The 14,876-nt window shown below is 64.0% G+C and carries 14 protein-coding genes; 4 read left to right on the top strand and 10 right to left on the bottom strand.

The features are described from left to right. Positions 1-133 precede the first annotated feature (133 nt). Positions 134-1,837, top strand: a complete 1,704-nt coding sequence (locus W823_RS35305; protein WP_161633972.1) for a bifunctional diguanylate cyclase/phosphodiesterase — start codon at positions 134-136, stop codon at positions 1,835-1,837. 29 nt (positions 1,838-1,866) lie between these two features. Here the strand turns inward: W823_RS35305 and W823_RS35300 are convergent, their stop codons facing one another. From W823_RS35300 to W823_RS35290, 3 genes are all read right to left on the bottom strand, one after another. After that, complete coding sequence (locus W823_RS35300; RefSeq protein WP_023955216.1) at positions 1,867-2,943, bottom strand: diacylglycerol kinase; 1,077 nt, start codon at positions 2,941-2,943, stop codon at positions 1,867-1,869. Positions 2,944-3,008: 65 nt separating this feature from the next. Beyond that, positions 3,009-3,749 (bottom strand): glucose 1-dehydrogenase, encoded by a 741-nt coding sequence (locus W823_RS35295; protein WP_023955214.1) that lies wholly within the window; start codon positions 3,747-3,749, stop codon positions 3,009-3,011. A 101-nt stretch (positions 3,750-3,850) separates the two neighbouring features. Then, positions 3,851-4,219 (bottom strand): PLDc N-terminal domain-containing protein, encoded by a 369-nt coding sequence (locus W823_RS35290; RefSeq protein ID WP_023955212.1) that lies wholly within the window; start codon positions 4,217-4,219, stop codon positions 3,851-3,853. Positions 4,220-4,651: 432 nt separating this feature from the next. On the opposite strand from W823_RS35290, the gene W823_RS35285 reads away from it, so the two are divergent. Continuing rightward, positions 4,652-4,882 carry a hypothetical protein gene (locus tag W823_RS35285; protein WP_023955210.1) on the top strand — a complete coding sequence of 77 codons (231 nt, stop codon included), beginning with the start codon at positions 4,652-4,654 and terminating at the stop codon, positions 4,880-4,882. Between the two features lie 6 nt (positions 4,883-4,888). On the opposite strand, the gene W823_RS35280 is transcribed toward W823_RS35285, so the two are convergent. Then, entirely contained in the window at positions 4,889-5,569 is a 681-nt protein-coding gene (locus tag W823_RS35280; protein ID WP_023955208.1) for an alpha/beta hydrolase, read from the bottom strand. Positions 5,570-5,721: 152 nt separating this feature from the next. On the opposite strand from W823_RS35280, the gene W823_RS35275 reads away from it, so the two are divergent. Continuing rightward, positions 5,722-6,459 (top strand): DJ-1/PfpI family protein, encoded by a 738-nt coding sequence (locus W823_RS35275; protein ID WP_031331427.1) that lies wholly within the window; start codon positions 5,722-5,724, stop codon positions 6,457-6,459. Between the two features lie 24 nt (positions 6,460-6,483). Here W823_RS35275 and W823_RS35270 read toward each other — a convergent pair whose 3' ends face one another. The 6 genes from W823_RS35270 to W823_RS35245 form a co-directional block, all read right to left on the bottom strand. Next, on the bottom strand, positions 6,484-8,061 hold the full coding sequence (locus W823_RS35270; protein WP_023955204.1) for an acyl--CoA ligase family protein: 1,578 nt from the start codon (positions 8,059-8,061) through the stop codon (positions 6,484-6,486). A gap of 59 nt (positions 8,062-8,120) precedes the next feature. Further along, a complete protein-coding gene (locus W823_RS35265; RefSeq protein ID WP_023955202.1) occupies positions 8,121-8,930 on the bottom strand; it encodes a UbiA family prenyltransferase in 810 nt (269 codons plus the stop codon). Positions 8,931-9,044: 114 nt separating this feature from the next. Beyond that, positions 9,045-10,220: an alkaline phosphatase family protein gene (locus W823_RS35260; RefSeq protein ID WP_023955199.1), complete on the bottom strand. Its 1,176-nt coding sequence runs from the start codon at positions 10,218-10,220 to the stop codon at positions 9,045-9,047. Between the two features lie 11 nt (positions 10,221-10,231). Then, positions 10,232-10,867, bottom strand: a complete 636-nt coding sequence (locus W823_RS57065) for a hypothetical protein (RefSeq protein WP_235189401.1) — start codon at positions 10,865-10,867, stop codon at positions 10,232-10,234. A gap of 123 nt (positions 10,868-10,990) precedes the next feature. Next, a complete protein-coding gene (locus tag W823_RS35250; protein WP_023955197.1) occupies positions 10,991-12,460 on the bottom strand; it encodes an MFS transporter in 1,470 nt (489 codons plus the stop codon). Continuing rightward, positions 12,453-13,097, bottom strand: coding sequence for a TetR/AcrR family transcriptional regulator (locus W823_RS35245; protein ID WP_023955195.1), 645 nt, complete (start codon positions 13,095-13,097; stop codon positions 12,453-12,455). The genes W823_RS35250 and W823_RS35245 overlap by 8 nt, the downstream gene beginning before the upstream one ends. Before the next feature lie 206 nt (positions 13,098-13,303). On the opposite strand from W823_RS35245, the gene W823_RS35240 reads away from it, so the two are divergent. Further along, entirely contained in the window at positions 13,304-14,827 is a 1,524-nt protein-coding gene (locus tag W823_RS35240; RefSeq protein ID WP_023955193.1) for an aldehyde dehydrogenase family protein, read from the top strand. The last annotated feature ends 49 nt before the right edge of the window (positions 14,828-14,876 follow it).

The raw sequence follows: 14,876 nt of genomic DNA, 5'->3' as shown, positions 1-14,876 counted from the left end.
ATATCACCCGGGTCGTTCTCTTCGGTCTCCACGGCGACAACTCCAAAACAACCTCGTCCAGGTTGGTGGGTTTTCACAGCACGGTCTCAGTGGTCCCATGCTGTACTTGATCGAAGAGGGGGACAGCCGTGCGATGAGCGACAACAACACAGACGTGAGCACCGGACAGGCCATCGGGGCCGTCGAAGACGCGTCCGAGCAGCGTGCGTTGCGTGAGCACGAGCACTATCAAAGTCTCGTCGAGCACAACCCCCATCCGATTGCCGTGCACTCCGGCGGTGTCATCGTCTATGTCAACCGCGCGGCCATCGTGGAGATCGGCGCCACCAAGCTCGACGACTTGGTCGGTCGGCCCATCACTGACGTCATGCATCCGGACTCGATCCGCGAGATCACCACGAAGTTGGTCTCACTCACGACGGACGGTGACTTCACCGACGCGGTCGAGGTCCGGATGGTCCGATTCGACGGCTCGGTCATCGACATGGAGATCGTGTCTGTCCTCACGAAGTGGCGAGGTGCGCTGGCCTATCAGGTCATCTTCCGGGACCTGACGGCCACCAAAGCCGCGGAGCAGGCGATCCGTCATCAGGTCGCGCTGGTGGCCACCGTCAGCGACGCCATCATCGCCACCGATTCCGCCGGAACAGTGGTCAGCTGGAATCCGGCCGCACAGTCCATCTACGGCTCCACCGCGGTCGAGGCGATCGGCTGTCCGGTCGCCGAGGTACTGGGGGCGCCGATGAACCTCCGTCGCCGTGTCGGCAAACCCGCCGAAAGCGTTGTGCACTATGCGAAAGACGGCACTCCCAGGATGATGCGTCTGGCTGTTTCCGAGATGGACGGCGGATATGTGGTGGTCTGTTCGGACAACACCGCACAGATCGAAGCCGAGACGAAGTTCACCTCGGTGGTCAATTCACTTCAAGAGGGCGTGCTGCTCATCTCTCAAGACGGGGTGGTCGAATCCGCCAACCCGGCTGCTCGGCGAATGTTCGAGAGCGAACAGCGCAGGGCCGCAGGCTCCACCGCGGAGCGCATCACCATCGTCGACTTGAATGGCATTCCCATTCCGCCGCAGAACTGGCCGTCGCAGATCGTGACTGCCACGCACAAGCCGGTCATTGATGCGATCGTCGGCTTCGACCGCCTCGATGGCAGCAGAGTGTGGCTGTCGTGCAATGGTTTTGTCCTGAGCCCCAACGACCCCGACCATTCGTCGGTGGTCATCTCGTTCACCGACGTCACCGAGAGCCGGGCGCGTGCCGCACGACTCGAGTACGCGGCCGACCACGACATGATGACCGACCTGCCCAACCGTTCCTATGTACTGCGTCGCCTCACCACAATGCTAAAGAACCGCGCCGCACAACAAGATTCGGGCGACATCGACGTGGTGATGTACATCGACCTCGACAAACTGAAGAACGTCAACGACTCTCATGGTCATCGCGCCGGCGACCGCGCCCTCATCGCGGTGAGCAGAAGGCTGCGTGCGGCGTTGCCCGCACCGCATTTCGTGGGGCGTGTCGGCGGCGACGAGTTCGTAGCTGTGCTGATCGGAGTCGACGAAGAGGACATGGAAGACATCTCCGACGACATCCACCTGCTGCTCCTCGATCCGATCGAGATCAACGGGGAGGAGTTCCGGATGCGCACAAGTGTGGGCATTGTCCGGATTCGCGACGGCGAGAAGCGCACTGCCCAGGACATCATCAGCGATGCAGACACAGCGATGTACCAGGCCAAACTCCGCGGTGGAGGCCATACGGTGGAGCACGACAAGTCGCACCCGAGCCGCGAATTCGCGCCGGCGGCAATCAAATTGGTGCGCTGAGCTCGGTCAGGGCCCGGGCTTCGCGGGCGTCAGACGTGGGCGAACAGCCCTCGACCGGTCACCAATGGCAGATCAAGCGTGGTGTGGATGCCCGGAGTCGCTGCGATGACCTCAGGGATCGCGTTGACGATGCGGCCTGCCGCGGCGACGATCGCGGCATGGTTGTGGTCGCCCTTCTCGCTGGTGGGGCAGATGTCAACGGTGTAGCTGGGTTCGCCGGTGATCTCCACGCGGTACGAACCGCCTTCCTGCGCGGGGCGGGCCCAATCGGGCCGGAGGTCGTCGCGTAGTCGGGTGACGTGTTCGACGACGATGGCCGAGTGGCCGTTGACCTTCCCGTGGATCTCGAAACGCATGGCCGCGACGGTTCCCTTCTCGATTCGTCCGACAGCGACGTCGAACGAATCCGGCGCAGGTTCGAGCTCGAAGCTCTCGGTGATCTCGTCCACCTCGATGCCGAGACCGGCAGCAAGCTGGCGGATCGTTGTGCCCCAGGTGAATCCGAGGATGCCGGGCTGAAAGAGGATCGGGAGTTCGTCGAGCGGTTTGCCGAAGCCCATCACGTCGAACATCACGATGGCGCCGTCATAGGTGGCGTAGTCGGCGATCTCCATGACGCGAACCTGCTCGATACGCTGGCACGTCCCGGCCAGCGCGAGCGGGATGAGGTCGTTGGCGAAGCCGGGGTCGACGCCGGTGATGAAGATGCTGGCATCACCCTGCTTCGCCGACGCCTCGACCCTGGCTATGTTCTTGTCGGGTAGTAGCTGCCATGGGTACTGCAGGATCACGGGAGACGACCCGACAACGTTGACGCCGGCTTCCAGGATCTTCTGGCAGTCCCGGAGCGCATCACCGGTACGGGTGTCTCCCATCGCGCAGTAGACGACGCAGTCGGGTTCGGTCGCGAGCACCGCGTCGATGTCGCCGACCGCGGTGATCCCGGTGACGACGTCCAGACCCGCGAGTTCACCCGCGTCGCGGCCGATCTTGAACTCTGTGGAGACGCCGACAGCGGTCAGTTCGTAGTCCGCACTCGTGATGAGTTGGGTCAATGCCAAACTCCCCACGTTCCCGGTTCCGATATGAGCGACGCGAATCGCCATGGGTGCCTCCTCGTGAAGTGTTGTGCGACTTGCGATCAACGTGCGAGTGCTGCCACGTATGTGTGTTACATGGACTTGTGCGGCACGTCGGTGACCAACCCGCCGTCCACCACGAACTCGGTACCCGTGGCGTACGACGACTCGTCACTTGCCAGGAACAACACAAACGTGGAGACCTCGCTGGAGTTGCCCGGGCGGCCGAGGGGGATCGTCACCAGGTCGTCAGGGAACTTCTCGGTCATGGGTGTGCGGATCAAGCCCGGATGCAGTGAATTGACCCGGATGTTGTGGGGGGCGAGTTCGAGGGCTACCGACTTCGCGAGTCCGCGGACGGCCCATTTCGTGGCGACATACCCGTGGGCCCAGGGTGCTCCGCGAAGTCCTTCGATCGACGACACATTGATGATCGAACCGCCGCCGGCCGCGATCATCGGATCGGTCGAGGCCTGGATTCCGTAAAAAGTACCCGTGAGGTTGACGTCGATGATCTTCTGCCACTTGTCGTGCTTGAACGCCTGAATGGAGCTGCCGTTGGCAATGCCGGCGTTGTTCACCAGAACGTTGAGTTTGTCGAACTCACCGACGGCAATGCCCACAGCCTCTTGCCACTGATCAGCCTGGGCCACGTCGAGGTGCACATAGCGTGCGGCGTCACCGAGCTCATCGGCGAGCGCTTTGCCCTCGTCATCCAAGATGTCGCCGATCACGACCTTGGCGCCCTCGGCGACAAGTAACCGCGCATGCGATGCGCCCATTCCTCGAGCACCGCCGCTGATGATTGCAACTTTTCCGTCCACGCGTCCCATGGGGCGACACGGTACCTGCAAATCCAGACATGTGTCCAGACCCGTGTCGCGCAACAAGTCCAACGCTGGCGGACGCTGCGGTCTGCGAGCGAGCGAGCGAGTCAGTCGGCCTCGCGCTCGCGTCGACGGCGGTCGAGTTCACCTTGACGCCGTTGCTGTTCCGCGCGCTCGCGGCATCGCCGCAAGAACTCCGCATCTGCCTCGGGATCTTGCGGTTCGAATCGTCCCGGGACGTCGTACTCGGGGTAGCCGAGTGCCGAGGCGCGACCTGAACCGCTGGCCCGGCCCGAGATGCCGGAGACCGGGCGACCCGCGAGGAACCACACGATCGATCCGACCAGCGGCAAGATGATCACCAGGAGAAGCCACGCCCAGCGCGGAAGTCCCCGGATTCCGGCAGCGTCGCTGCCGATGATGTCCACCAGTGCGGCGATCATCACGACAAGCACAATCAGACTCAGATATGGCACGCGAACCCCCACTCGGTGAAATCGCACAAATTGCGACCCTCATTCATATCCCGAGGCACTGGCGACGCGCGTCCCCGGAACGGATGAGTCTGCGCGGTTCGTCAGGGAGCTTGAAAACGCTCTCGGCGGTGGAGTGTCGCTTCGCATACAGCTGGGTGCGATTCGTGTGGCACCGATTCAATTACTGACGCTACAAAAAACTATTGAGTTTTTATGCGCTCTTTGTTCCCCGATAAATCCATTCATTTCGGACTATCTTTTTTCAGAAAGAATTCGAAATCGAGATGAATGGGGTGGGTTGGATGAGGAGAATTCTTGGTTCATTGGCATGTGTAGTGCTTGGCGGGAGGGTGGGCTGCCGCGGCGCCCGCTAGTGCGGCCCCGGGGTACACGGACGTGGCGCTGTCTTGGGGCACCGGTTTCGGCTGTCCCGTGAACGTGACGAACGCCGGGACCGCGGCGGCCGACAACGTCTTCGTCGTACCCACGACGCCGGCGCCAGTCGCGCCGCAGTGGGTGGGAACGATCGCGCCAGGTGAGACCAAGACGTTGAACTACGGCGATTGCTACTTCTATGACCTCCCGTGGCCGCAGCGAATCTTCGCGGCGACCACGTCATGGGACATCAACTGGGACAACAACAATTTCACATTGGTTGACTGACGAACCTCAGGAAGTGACGCCGCAGGCGCCCGCGACCCGGGATGCCACGTCTGCGGTAACGGCTGCGGTGTCGGGCGCATCCGAGGGCACGTAATGGTCGGAGGCCGCGTCGTAGGCCGCTCCGGCGATCGAACCGTGATCGGCGTCGAGTTCGACGAGTTCGACCGGCCAGTCACTGCGCTGGAGTGTGGCGGCGAAACCTTGGCTGGAGCTGATCGATACGACGTCGTCGGATCGGCCGTGCAGCAACGTGAACGGTGGTCGCTGACCGGTCGACGTCAGTTCCTCGGGGAGCTTCTCACCGGTGAGCGGACTGGTCGCGGTGAAGGCTCCGGCGAGGCACACGGCGTGATGGATACGGACTCCGAGTGTGTCGGCGTCGATGGTGAGTCCGGCCGCCGCGATGCCACCGAGTGACCACCCGACGATGACAAATCCGCTGGAAGACTCGGTCCGATCCATCGCAACCTGCGCTGATCGGAGCAGATCTGCTCGACCACCGTCGGCGGAGTGCGAATCCCAGTCCGGAGCAATCACGTTCACCCCGTGTGCGGCGATGCGTTCTGCCAGCGGGCGAACAGCTGCACGTGCATCGGTCTGCATCCCGTGCCAGAGCAACACGGTGGGATGTGCTGGGTCGCCGAAGAGGTCTGCCTGTCGTCCGGGTGCGTAGTCGATGGTCTCCATACCCCGAGTCTGCCTGAGATCAGGCGATGGCGAAATTGGTCGAAAGCGACACGGGTGAACCGATCACCGGGATGAGTGAGGGGCTCGTCCCGTCGACCCGGAAGCCGCAACGGACGGCATTACCAAATCTCACCGAGAAAAGAGGAGTTCACATGACACAGATCGCGCTGGTTGTGTACCCGGGTTTCACAGCGCTCGATGTTGTAGGACCGTACGAGGTGTTTCGCATGTTGCCGGATGCAGACGTCCGCTTCGTGTGGCATGAGGCCGGCCCCGTTGTGGCCGATTCGGGGGTGTTGATCCTTGGTGCAACCCACACACTGGACGAAACGCCGTCGCCCGATGTGGTCCTCGTTCCTGGGGGCAACGCCTCGGTGATGAATCAGGCCCGGGACGGGCAGCTCCTGCAGTGGCTGAGGTCTGTCCACACCTCGAGCACCTGGACCACCTCGGTGTGTGCTGGATCAGTGGTGCTCGCTGCTGCCGGTGTGCTCGACGGTCAGCGGGCAACCTCACATTGGCAGACCTTGAGTGCTTTGAAGTTGTTCGGTGTCACGCCGGTAGGGGACCAGCGAATCGTGCATGAGGGAAAAATCGCGACCAGCGCAGGGGTGTCGGCCGGAATCGACCTGGCCCTGTGGCTGGCTGCTCAGATCGCCGATGAGAAGCGAGCCAGAGCGATCCAGCTGGCCATCGAGTACGACCCGCAACCACCCTTCGATTCGGGGCACGCAAGCAAAGCCGATATGGGAACCAAGGCGGTCGCGACAGCAATACTCGCCAAAAAGAGCCTCAACAAGGCTCAGATCTCCGCCGCGTCGAAATTACTGTGGGAGCAGGTGATCTCGGCGGCGCGAGTCAAGATGAGCAGGCATCAGAAGACCCGGTGAGACGCTTCAAGTCGCTGCCTGACTTCACCTTCCGTGTCCTGACCGCAGCACGTTCTTCTGTATTTTTCCGGTCGAGGTTTTCGGCAGGTTGCTGAACACGATCTCTTTGGGGACCTTGAAACGGGCGAGTCTGGTTCGGGCGAACTCGATCAGGTCGGCTGCGGTGAGGTCGTGGCCTGACCGGACAGTGACATAGGCGACCGGCACCTCACCCCAGCGTTCGTCGGGACGGCCGACGACGGCCGACTCCACAACATCTGGATGCGCGTCGAGGACACGTTCGACCTCGACCGATGCGATGTTCTCGCCGCCGGAGATGATGACGTCCTTGCTGCGGTCTTTGAGTTCCACGTAGCCGTCGGGATGCATCACTGCCAGGTCGCCGGTACGCAGCCACCCGTCGATTGTCGCGGCGCGGGTGGCATCGGAATCGCGGTAGTAGCCCAGCATCACGTTGTTGCCGCGAACCACCAGCTCCCCGAGCGTCTGGGCGTCGGACGGCACATCGTCGCCGTCGGCTGAAACGACGCGCACCGGCCCGGCGGTGATGTTCCCGATGCCCTGACGCGCCTTCTTCTCGGCCACCTCATCGGGTGTGGCTGCGTCCCACTCGGGTTGCCATTGATTGACAACGATGGGGCCGAAGGTCTCGGTCATCCCGTACAGGTGGGTCACTTCGATATTGAGCGCGGCCATCCGGGCGAGCAGGGCGGGCGACGGCGGGGCGCCGCCGGTGGACACCTGGATCGGGGTGTCGAGCGGTGAGGCAGAACGATCCTCGGCGATCATCGTCAACACCGTCGGCGCAGCGCAGAAGTGGGTGATGCCGGTGTCGCGGACCAGTCGCCAGATCTCGGCCGTGTCGATCGCCCGCAGACAGACATGTGTACCGCCTGCCGCGGTGACGGCCCAGGTGAAACACCAACCGTCGCAATGGAACATCGGAAGGGTCCACAGGTAGTTGGAGCCCGGGTCGAGACGGGACTGGTAGGCCATCGAAATGGCCTGCAGGTATGCGCCCCGGTGGTGGTACATCACGCCTTTGGGCCGCCCGGTTGTCCCAGAGGTGTAATTGATGGCCAGCAGACCACGTTCGCTGGGTTCGCGCTGTACCGCGCCGGGAGACTGAGAGAGCAACTGTTCGTATTCGTCGTCGGGTCCTCCTGCCACGATCAGTCGAATACCCACTGCTGTGGCGACTTTGGCAGCGACGTCGGCGAACTCGGCTGTTGCCACAAGGACCTTCGCTCCACTGTGGTCGAGGATGTACTCGATCTCAGGCGCAGAGAGCCGAATGTTGAGGGGCACCAGAACCGAACCGTGTAGGGGGATGGCACTGTGCAGTTCGAGCATCACGTGGCTGTTGGCACACAGTGCCGCCACCCTGTCGCCCTCACCGATCCCCAGGTCTTCGAGCACTCCGGTGAGGGCAAGTGCGCGTCGGTGGTAGTCGGCGTAGGTGAAGGTGAGATCGCCGTCGACGATGGCGGTGCGGTGCGAGAAGGCCTGCGCAGCCCGCGTCAGAAATGCCGCCGGGGTCAAAGGGGCGAAGGTGAAGTCACTCGGATGGGGGTCGGCTGCTCGTTCTGCTGGCATCGTCATTGCTCCTCCTAGGCCACTCGAATGGTGCAATCGTAGGCTCGGCGTCCGTGGCGGCGGCGTCACCGCGCGATCAGCACAAGCATGGTGACATCGACCGCGGCGATGACGATCGCACCATAGAACGGGGTCCGGCCAGGAGCGCGCATCGTTGCCAGTGCGATGACAACCACCGCGCCGAGTCCGGCCCACAGCCATGGCATGTGGGAGTTGGCGATCACCGCGATCGCCGTGGCGCCCACGAGCAGTCCTGCTGCGACGTAGGGGATTCTTCGAGCGCCCAACAGATGCGGCAGTCCCTCGATGCCGGTGGCGGCGTCGTCTCCGAGGTCGGGTACCACGTTGAGCAGGTGTGCCCCCACCCCGAGCAGTCCACTGACCGCGACCATCCACAGCGGCGGCAGATGACTCGGCTCGGCGGTCAGCATCACGACCACCGGTAGCGAGCCGAATGCGATGAAGTAGGGAACCCAGGAGAACACCGTCGACTTGAGTACTGCGTTGTAGGCCAGTGCAGACCCGACGCCCAGAACCAGGTGGACCAGTCCCGGTGCCACCCCGCACGCCAGCGATGCGACCACACACACCACGGCAGTGATGACAACCGAGACGGTCACCGTCCTGGAGCTGAGGTGGCCGGCGGCCAGCGGTTTGTCGGTCCGGCCGACCTGCCGGTCCCGGTCCCGGTCGATGAGATCGTTTGTCCAGCCGACGATCAGCTGCCCGCTGAAGACGGCGACCATCAACACGAAGATCAACCGGGCCTCGACGTCGGCGGCGAAGGCGACAGCCGCGGTCAGTGCGGTGACCGCGAGGGCCGGGATCACGTGGGCCGCGCCCACCAACGCAACTGCCGGCCGGAGTGTCAGCACGGTACGTCGATCACCGTGGGGCCGGTGGCGGCACGTCGAGTGGTCCGTGTTGCCTTCACCGAACCAACGGTACGGCGAACTCGTTCCGACACAACTCGCTTGGACACGAAGATGTCAGCGGGTGCCCCGCAGAACGATGGCCGGGACCAACTGCTCTGCCGAGTCCCAGGCCCCGTGCTGCCCGACGAGCTGGGACTCGAGTGGTTCGACGACGGAGCGCACCATCGCGGTCACTCCGCGGGCCGCCGCGATCACATCCCCGATCCTGACCTTGTGCCGCTCGGTCACAGCCGGCCCGAACCAGCCGGCATCAATCGCTTCTTCTCGGGTGACCACGGTGGCGCGGTCGCCCAGCGTTTCCTGCCAGACGCTCCGGACATCGGCCGCTGCTCCCGGTTCGGTGTAGATGTGCCGTACCCGTGCCTCACCGGCGACCGCAGTGGTACCGATCGTCAGCTCGTGGTGGGTGTCGATGTCGAATCGGCCGGTCGAGGTGTCGACCATCCCGTGGTCACCTGTCACGACGATCTGTCTGCCCGCCGGTAGCTCATCGGCAAGTGCGCCGACCATCTCATCGATGAGGCGCAACTGTTCGCGCCAGGACTCCGACCCCGGCCCCTCGAGGTGCCCGGCGAGGTCGAGGCCACCGTAGTAGGCATATGCCACTGTCGGTTCGCGCCCGGCCATCTCGGCGAGGATGGCCACGCGCAGTTCGTCGAGCTTCTCGGCGGCGATCACCTGCCCGGCCCCGCGGAAGGCTGCGCGCGAGAGACCCGACCCGATGTGGTGGCCCGGGACGATCTGGCGGGTGATGAATCCCTGCGCGCGGCAGCGCTCGAAAATCGTTGTCCCCGATTGGATGTCCTCGGGTACCGCCACATGCAGCAGGTCGTGGTCGTGATCTCCGTGTACGCACCATCGCAGTGTGTTCAGGATCGGCGACTGGGGGACCAGCCCATCGGCACCGGCCCTGAACGTGTAGCCGACCATCCCGTGTTGCCCCACCGTGCGCCCGGTACTCAAGCTGGTCAGGCTCACCGACGTGGTGGCCGGGAAGCCGGCGGCGACCACCGTCGAATGGTCCAGACTCGCGGCATTGAGATTCGGGGCATCAACCGGATGGGCGGCCACCAGTTCCGCACCCAGACCGTCGATGAGTAGGACTGTTGCCGAGTGGGCCGGGACAAGACGCAGCCGGTTGTCGAAGTCGGCCGCACCGAGCGATGCGGCCACCGACTCGAGCACCGACGACAACGGCGGCAGGGTGCTATGGGGATCCAATTCGCTCATCGGCTACGACGCTAACCTGCGACCGCCTGTCTCGCAGGCGCTTTCTTTCGGGGGAGACTCAGGAGGGAGGCAGCCAGGAAACAAAGGGCTCCGACGAAGGTGCCTACCTGGTCGATGAAAGGGGCAACCACCTTGCCGGACTGCGGATCGATGTAAGCGCCGACCGCCGAGAACCCGAATGCGATGGATCCGGCGGTGTTCAGGGCGGTCGCGCCCCAATCGGGCGCATCGGGTTCATCGCGCTGCCTGTAGAGCTCGGTGGCGAATACCGCCAGTCCTGAGCTGACGAGAAACGCGGCCGACCCATAGAGGTCGGGCCGCCAGCTGAAGCGGTCTGCGTCGGCGATGGAATGTACGACAAGCGCTGCGCCGGTGCTGATGTTGAACGCGACGGTGCCCGCCAATTGCACCGTGGCAGACCACCACTCCGACGAGTGCACCTCGCGGCCGACTCGCTGCGACCCGGCGATCGACATCCCGGGTCCGCCAAGCGATCCGCAGAGCTGAAACTGGACAAACGCGGCGAAGGTGAAGAACCACGAGCGACGAAGAACGAGACATTGGCCGCCGGGGCACCGGCCCAGTTCGCGAATCCGGGCGCCGAGCCGATCGCGAAAAGTGCCGAGCCGATCGCAAAACCCCAGCATTCGGTGCGAACGTTGTGACGTATCACCACCGAAGGCTATCGCGCGGCCGAACGTCCCGTGCCGAAGCGGAGTATGTACGCACCTCGATGATTTCGCGGCCGACACGGGCCGCCGGCCAAGTGATCAGTCCGCCAGTGCGGGCTCCTTTGCCGGGTCCGGCGTAGCGACCTTGTTGACGCGGATGAGCGCAAGCGACGCGATCAGTGCCAGCACTGTCACCACGATTGCCGCCTGGAAGGCGTGCTGCTGGCCGGCCACGAAGATGTCTGCCTGACCAGCTGCGGTGCCGGCGCTACTGCCGAGGTCGTCGGCTCGGGTGGTCGCGGCGTGCGCAAAGATCGTGCCGAAGACGGCGAGGCCGATTGCGCCGCCGACCTGCTGGCCCGTGTTGAGCAACGCCGAGGCCAGGCCTGTCTCGTGCGGCGCGACACCGTTGACGGCCGTCAAGGTGAGCGGCACGAAGCTGCACCCCATACCCACGCCGAGCAACAGAAGGGATCCGAAGAAGGTCCAATAGCTGCTGTTCGCATCGAGCTGTGCGAACGAGACCATCGCCGCGATGGCGAAAATCGGGCCGATGGTGAGGAAGGGTCTGATGCCGATCTTGGGGATGAGTCGTCGGACCACCACGATGGACATGAACATGATCGTCACCGGCATGGGCAGGAAGCCGACCCCGGTGTGGAACGGGCTCCATCCGTGCACGTTCTGCAGGTATTGCGCAAGGAAGTAGAACGTCGTGAACATTCCCGCCGCGAGGAACAGCATGATCAGGTAAGAGCCGGTGCGGTTGCGGTCGGCGAAGATGTGGAACGGCATGAGCGGGTGGCTCGAGAGGTGCTCGATGACCACGAACGCGACCAGGAGGATCACAGCGATCGCGAGGGTCACCACAGTGGTTGTCGAGGCCCAGCCGTCGTCGGCAGCCTTGGTCAGGCCGTACACCAGCATCGACATGCCGGCGGTGACGGAGATTGCGCCCGGCAAGTCGAGCTTGGTGCCTGAACCCTGCGACTCGTTGAGTACCCGTGGCGTCAGAAGGAGGACGATCGCGCCGATCGGCGCGTTGATGAACAGGGCCCAGCGCCAGCTGGCAAAGTCGGTCAGCACGCCACCGAGCAGCAGCCCCAGGGCGCCACCGGATGCCGCCATGGCGGCGAACACGCCGAATGCACGAGCTCGTGCCTTCGGCTCGGTGAACGTGGTGGCCAGCAGTGCAAGAGCGGTGGGCGCGGCGATGGCACCACCAGCGCCCTGAGCGGCGCGGGCGATGATCAGCATCATCTCGCTGGTGGCGAATCCGCCGAGAAGCGATGCGACCGCGAAGAGCGCGATGCCGATCATGAACATCCGCCGACGGCCGAACAGATCGCCGGTGCGTCCGCCGAAGAGTAGGAGCCCGCCGAACGCGAGCGAGTAGGCGGTGACAACCCAGGTGAGGTTGGCGGCCGAGAAGTCGAGGTCGTCGCGGATGCTGGGCAACGCAACATTCACCACGGTGGCGTCGAGCACCACCATGAGCTGCGCGACGCAGATCACGGCCAGGGCGAGCCCGCCGTTGCGGGTCGAAGAGGAGGGTGGTGCTTCAGTCATGGGCGGTGTCTCTCGTGTCGGAGGTCGAAATGGGTCGCGTGCGGAGACCGAGCACCGGGATCAGCACGCTGTCCACTATTTGTTCGGCGTAGGCGCGGCCGGCGGGCTGGCCTGTCGTGAGGGCCCGCTGCAGCATCAGCGAGGGCAGCAGGCTCGCCACCATGGCCACGTCGACGTCGGGACCGAGTTCGCCTCGGCCCCTGGCGCGTTCGAGCATCTCGGTCATGCGTGCGATGCGCGGTTCGGTGAAGCGCGTTCGGAACGCCTCGAGCAGCTCGGGCTCGCGGGGCAGGGCGGAACAGATGCTCACCATCACCTGCAACAGCCGCTGTGATCGCGGACTGCACGACACGGAGACCATCAGCTCGATGTCGCCCTCGAGCGTGCCGGTGTCGATGGCGTCGATGGCAGGCTTGAGGGTCGCCATCGTGTCGATGACTAGCTCGGCCTTGTTGCTCCATCGGCGGTAGACGGTGGACTTGCCGACGCCCGCTGCGGTGGCGACACCCTCCATGGTCAAGCGGTCGTAGCCGTCACGGACGAGGACCCGGACCACCGCGTCGGTGATCGCCTCGTCGCGACTCGGATCCCGAGGGCGCCCTCTAGGGCGTTCGTCCGCGGAGTAGGTGGATGACACCGGCAGACGCTAACACGAAACGAAACGGAACGGTACCGTATCGCATTATTCTGGTGTTGTAGAGCGACGCTCATGGGGGCTCGGACGGTCCGTGAACAGTTGCAACCCTGATGCAACGCGGCGACTCGTACTGTGTGCCTTACGTCACACGTGGCCACCTCATGCGGGTGGGTCACGATGGCCACCACAGGTAACAGAGGAGCATCATGACCGTTTACGCCAATCCCGGAACATCCGACGCAGTGATGAGTTTTGAGTCGCGCTACGAGAACTGGATCGGTGGCCAATGGACAGCGCCGGTCAAGGGCCAGTACTTCGAGAACCCGTCGCCCGTCAACGGCAAGACGTTCTGCGAGGTCGCCCGGTCCACGTCCGAGGACATCGATCTGGCCCTCGACGCAGCCCACAAGGCCGCCCCGATGTGGGGTCGTACCTCGGTCGCCGAGCGGTCACTGACGCTGCTGCGGATCGCAGACCGGATGGAGGAGAACCTCGAGAAGCTGGCCGTTGCCGAGTCGTGGGACAACGGCAAGGCCGTTCGCGAGACCTTGGCCGCTGACATCCCGCTGGCGATCGACCACATCCGCTACTTCGCCGGAGCACTTCGCGCCCAGCAGGGATCGATCTCCGAGATCGACGAAGACACGGTGGCCTACCACTTCCACGAGCCCCTCGGCGTTGTCGGCCAGATCATCCCGTGGAACTTCCCGATCCTGATGGCCGTCTGGAAGCTCGCTCCCGCGCTGGCCGCCGGGAATGCGGTGGTGCTCAAGCCCGCCGAGCAGACACCGGCTTCGATCCTCTACCTGATGAGTCTGATCGCCGACCTGCTCCCGGCCGGCGTGCTGAACATCGTCAACGGATTCGGTGTCGAAGCGGGCAAGCCGCTGGCCTCGAGCAACCGGATCCGCAAGATCGCGTTCACCGGCGAGACCACCACGGGCCGGCTGATCATGCAGTACGCGTCGGAGAACATCATCCCGGTGACCCTTGAACTCGGTGGCAAGAGCCCGAACATCTTCTTCGCCGACGTCATGGCACAGGACGACGGCTTCCGTGACCGCGCGCTCGAAGGCTTCACGATGTTCGCCCTGAACCAGGGCGAGGTGTGCACGTGCCCCAGCCGTGCCCTGATCCAGGACTCGATCTACGACGACTTCATCGACCTCGCGGTGGAGCGCACAAAGAAGATCAAGCAGGGCAACCCGCTCGACACCGACAGCATGATGGGCGCCCAGGCGTCCAACGACCAGTTCGAGAAGATCACCTCGTACCTCTCGATCGGCAAGGAAGAGGGAGCCAAGGTTCTCACCGGCGGCGAGCCCCTCGAATTGGAGGGCGATCTGGCCGGTGGCTACTACATCAAGCCCACCATCTTCGCCGGCACGAACCGGATGCGCATCTTCCAGGAGGAGATCTTCGGCCCGGTCCTGGCTGTCACCAAGTTCTCCGACTATGCCGACGCCATGCAGATCGCGAACGACACCCTGTACGGACTCGGTGCCGGGGTGTGGACCCGCGACGGTGCCACCGCCTACCGCGCAGGCCGTGAGATCCAGGCCGGGCGGGTGTGGACCAACACGTACCACGACTACCCGGCTCACGCGGCCTTCGGCGGCTACAAGCAGTCCGGCATCGGCCGCGAGAACCACCTGATGATGCTCGAGCACTACCAGCAGACCAAGAACCTGCTGGTGGGTTACGCTCAACAGGCCAAGGGCTTCTTCTGATCGAAGCTTTTCCTCAAGCGTGACAAGAGATTTCATCAGGAAGTGAGTG

The sequence above is a fragment of the Williamsia sp. D3 genome (assembly GCF_000506245.1).
Taxonomy (GTDB): Bacteria; Actinomycetota; Actinomycetes; order Mycobacteriales; family Mycobacteriaceae; genus Williamsia; species Williamsia muralis.
Note: the sequence above shows the minus strand (reverse complement) of the source record. Positions and strands in the feature narration are given on the sequence as shown.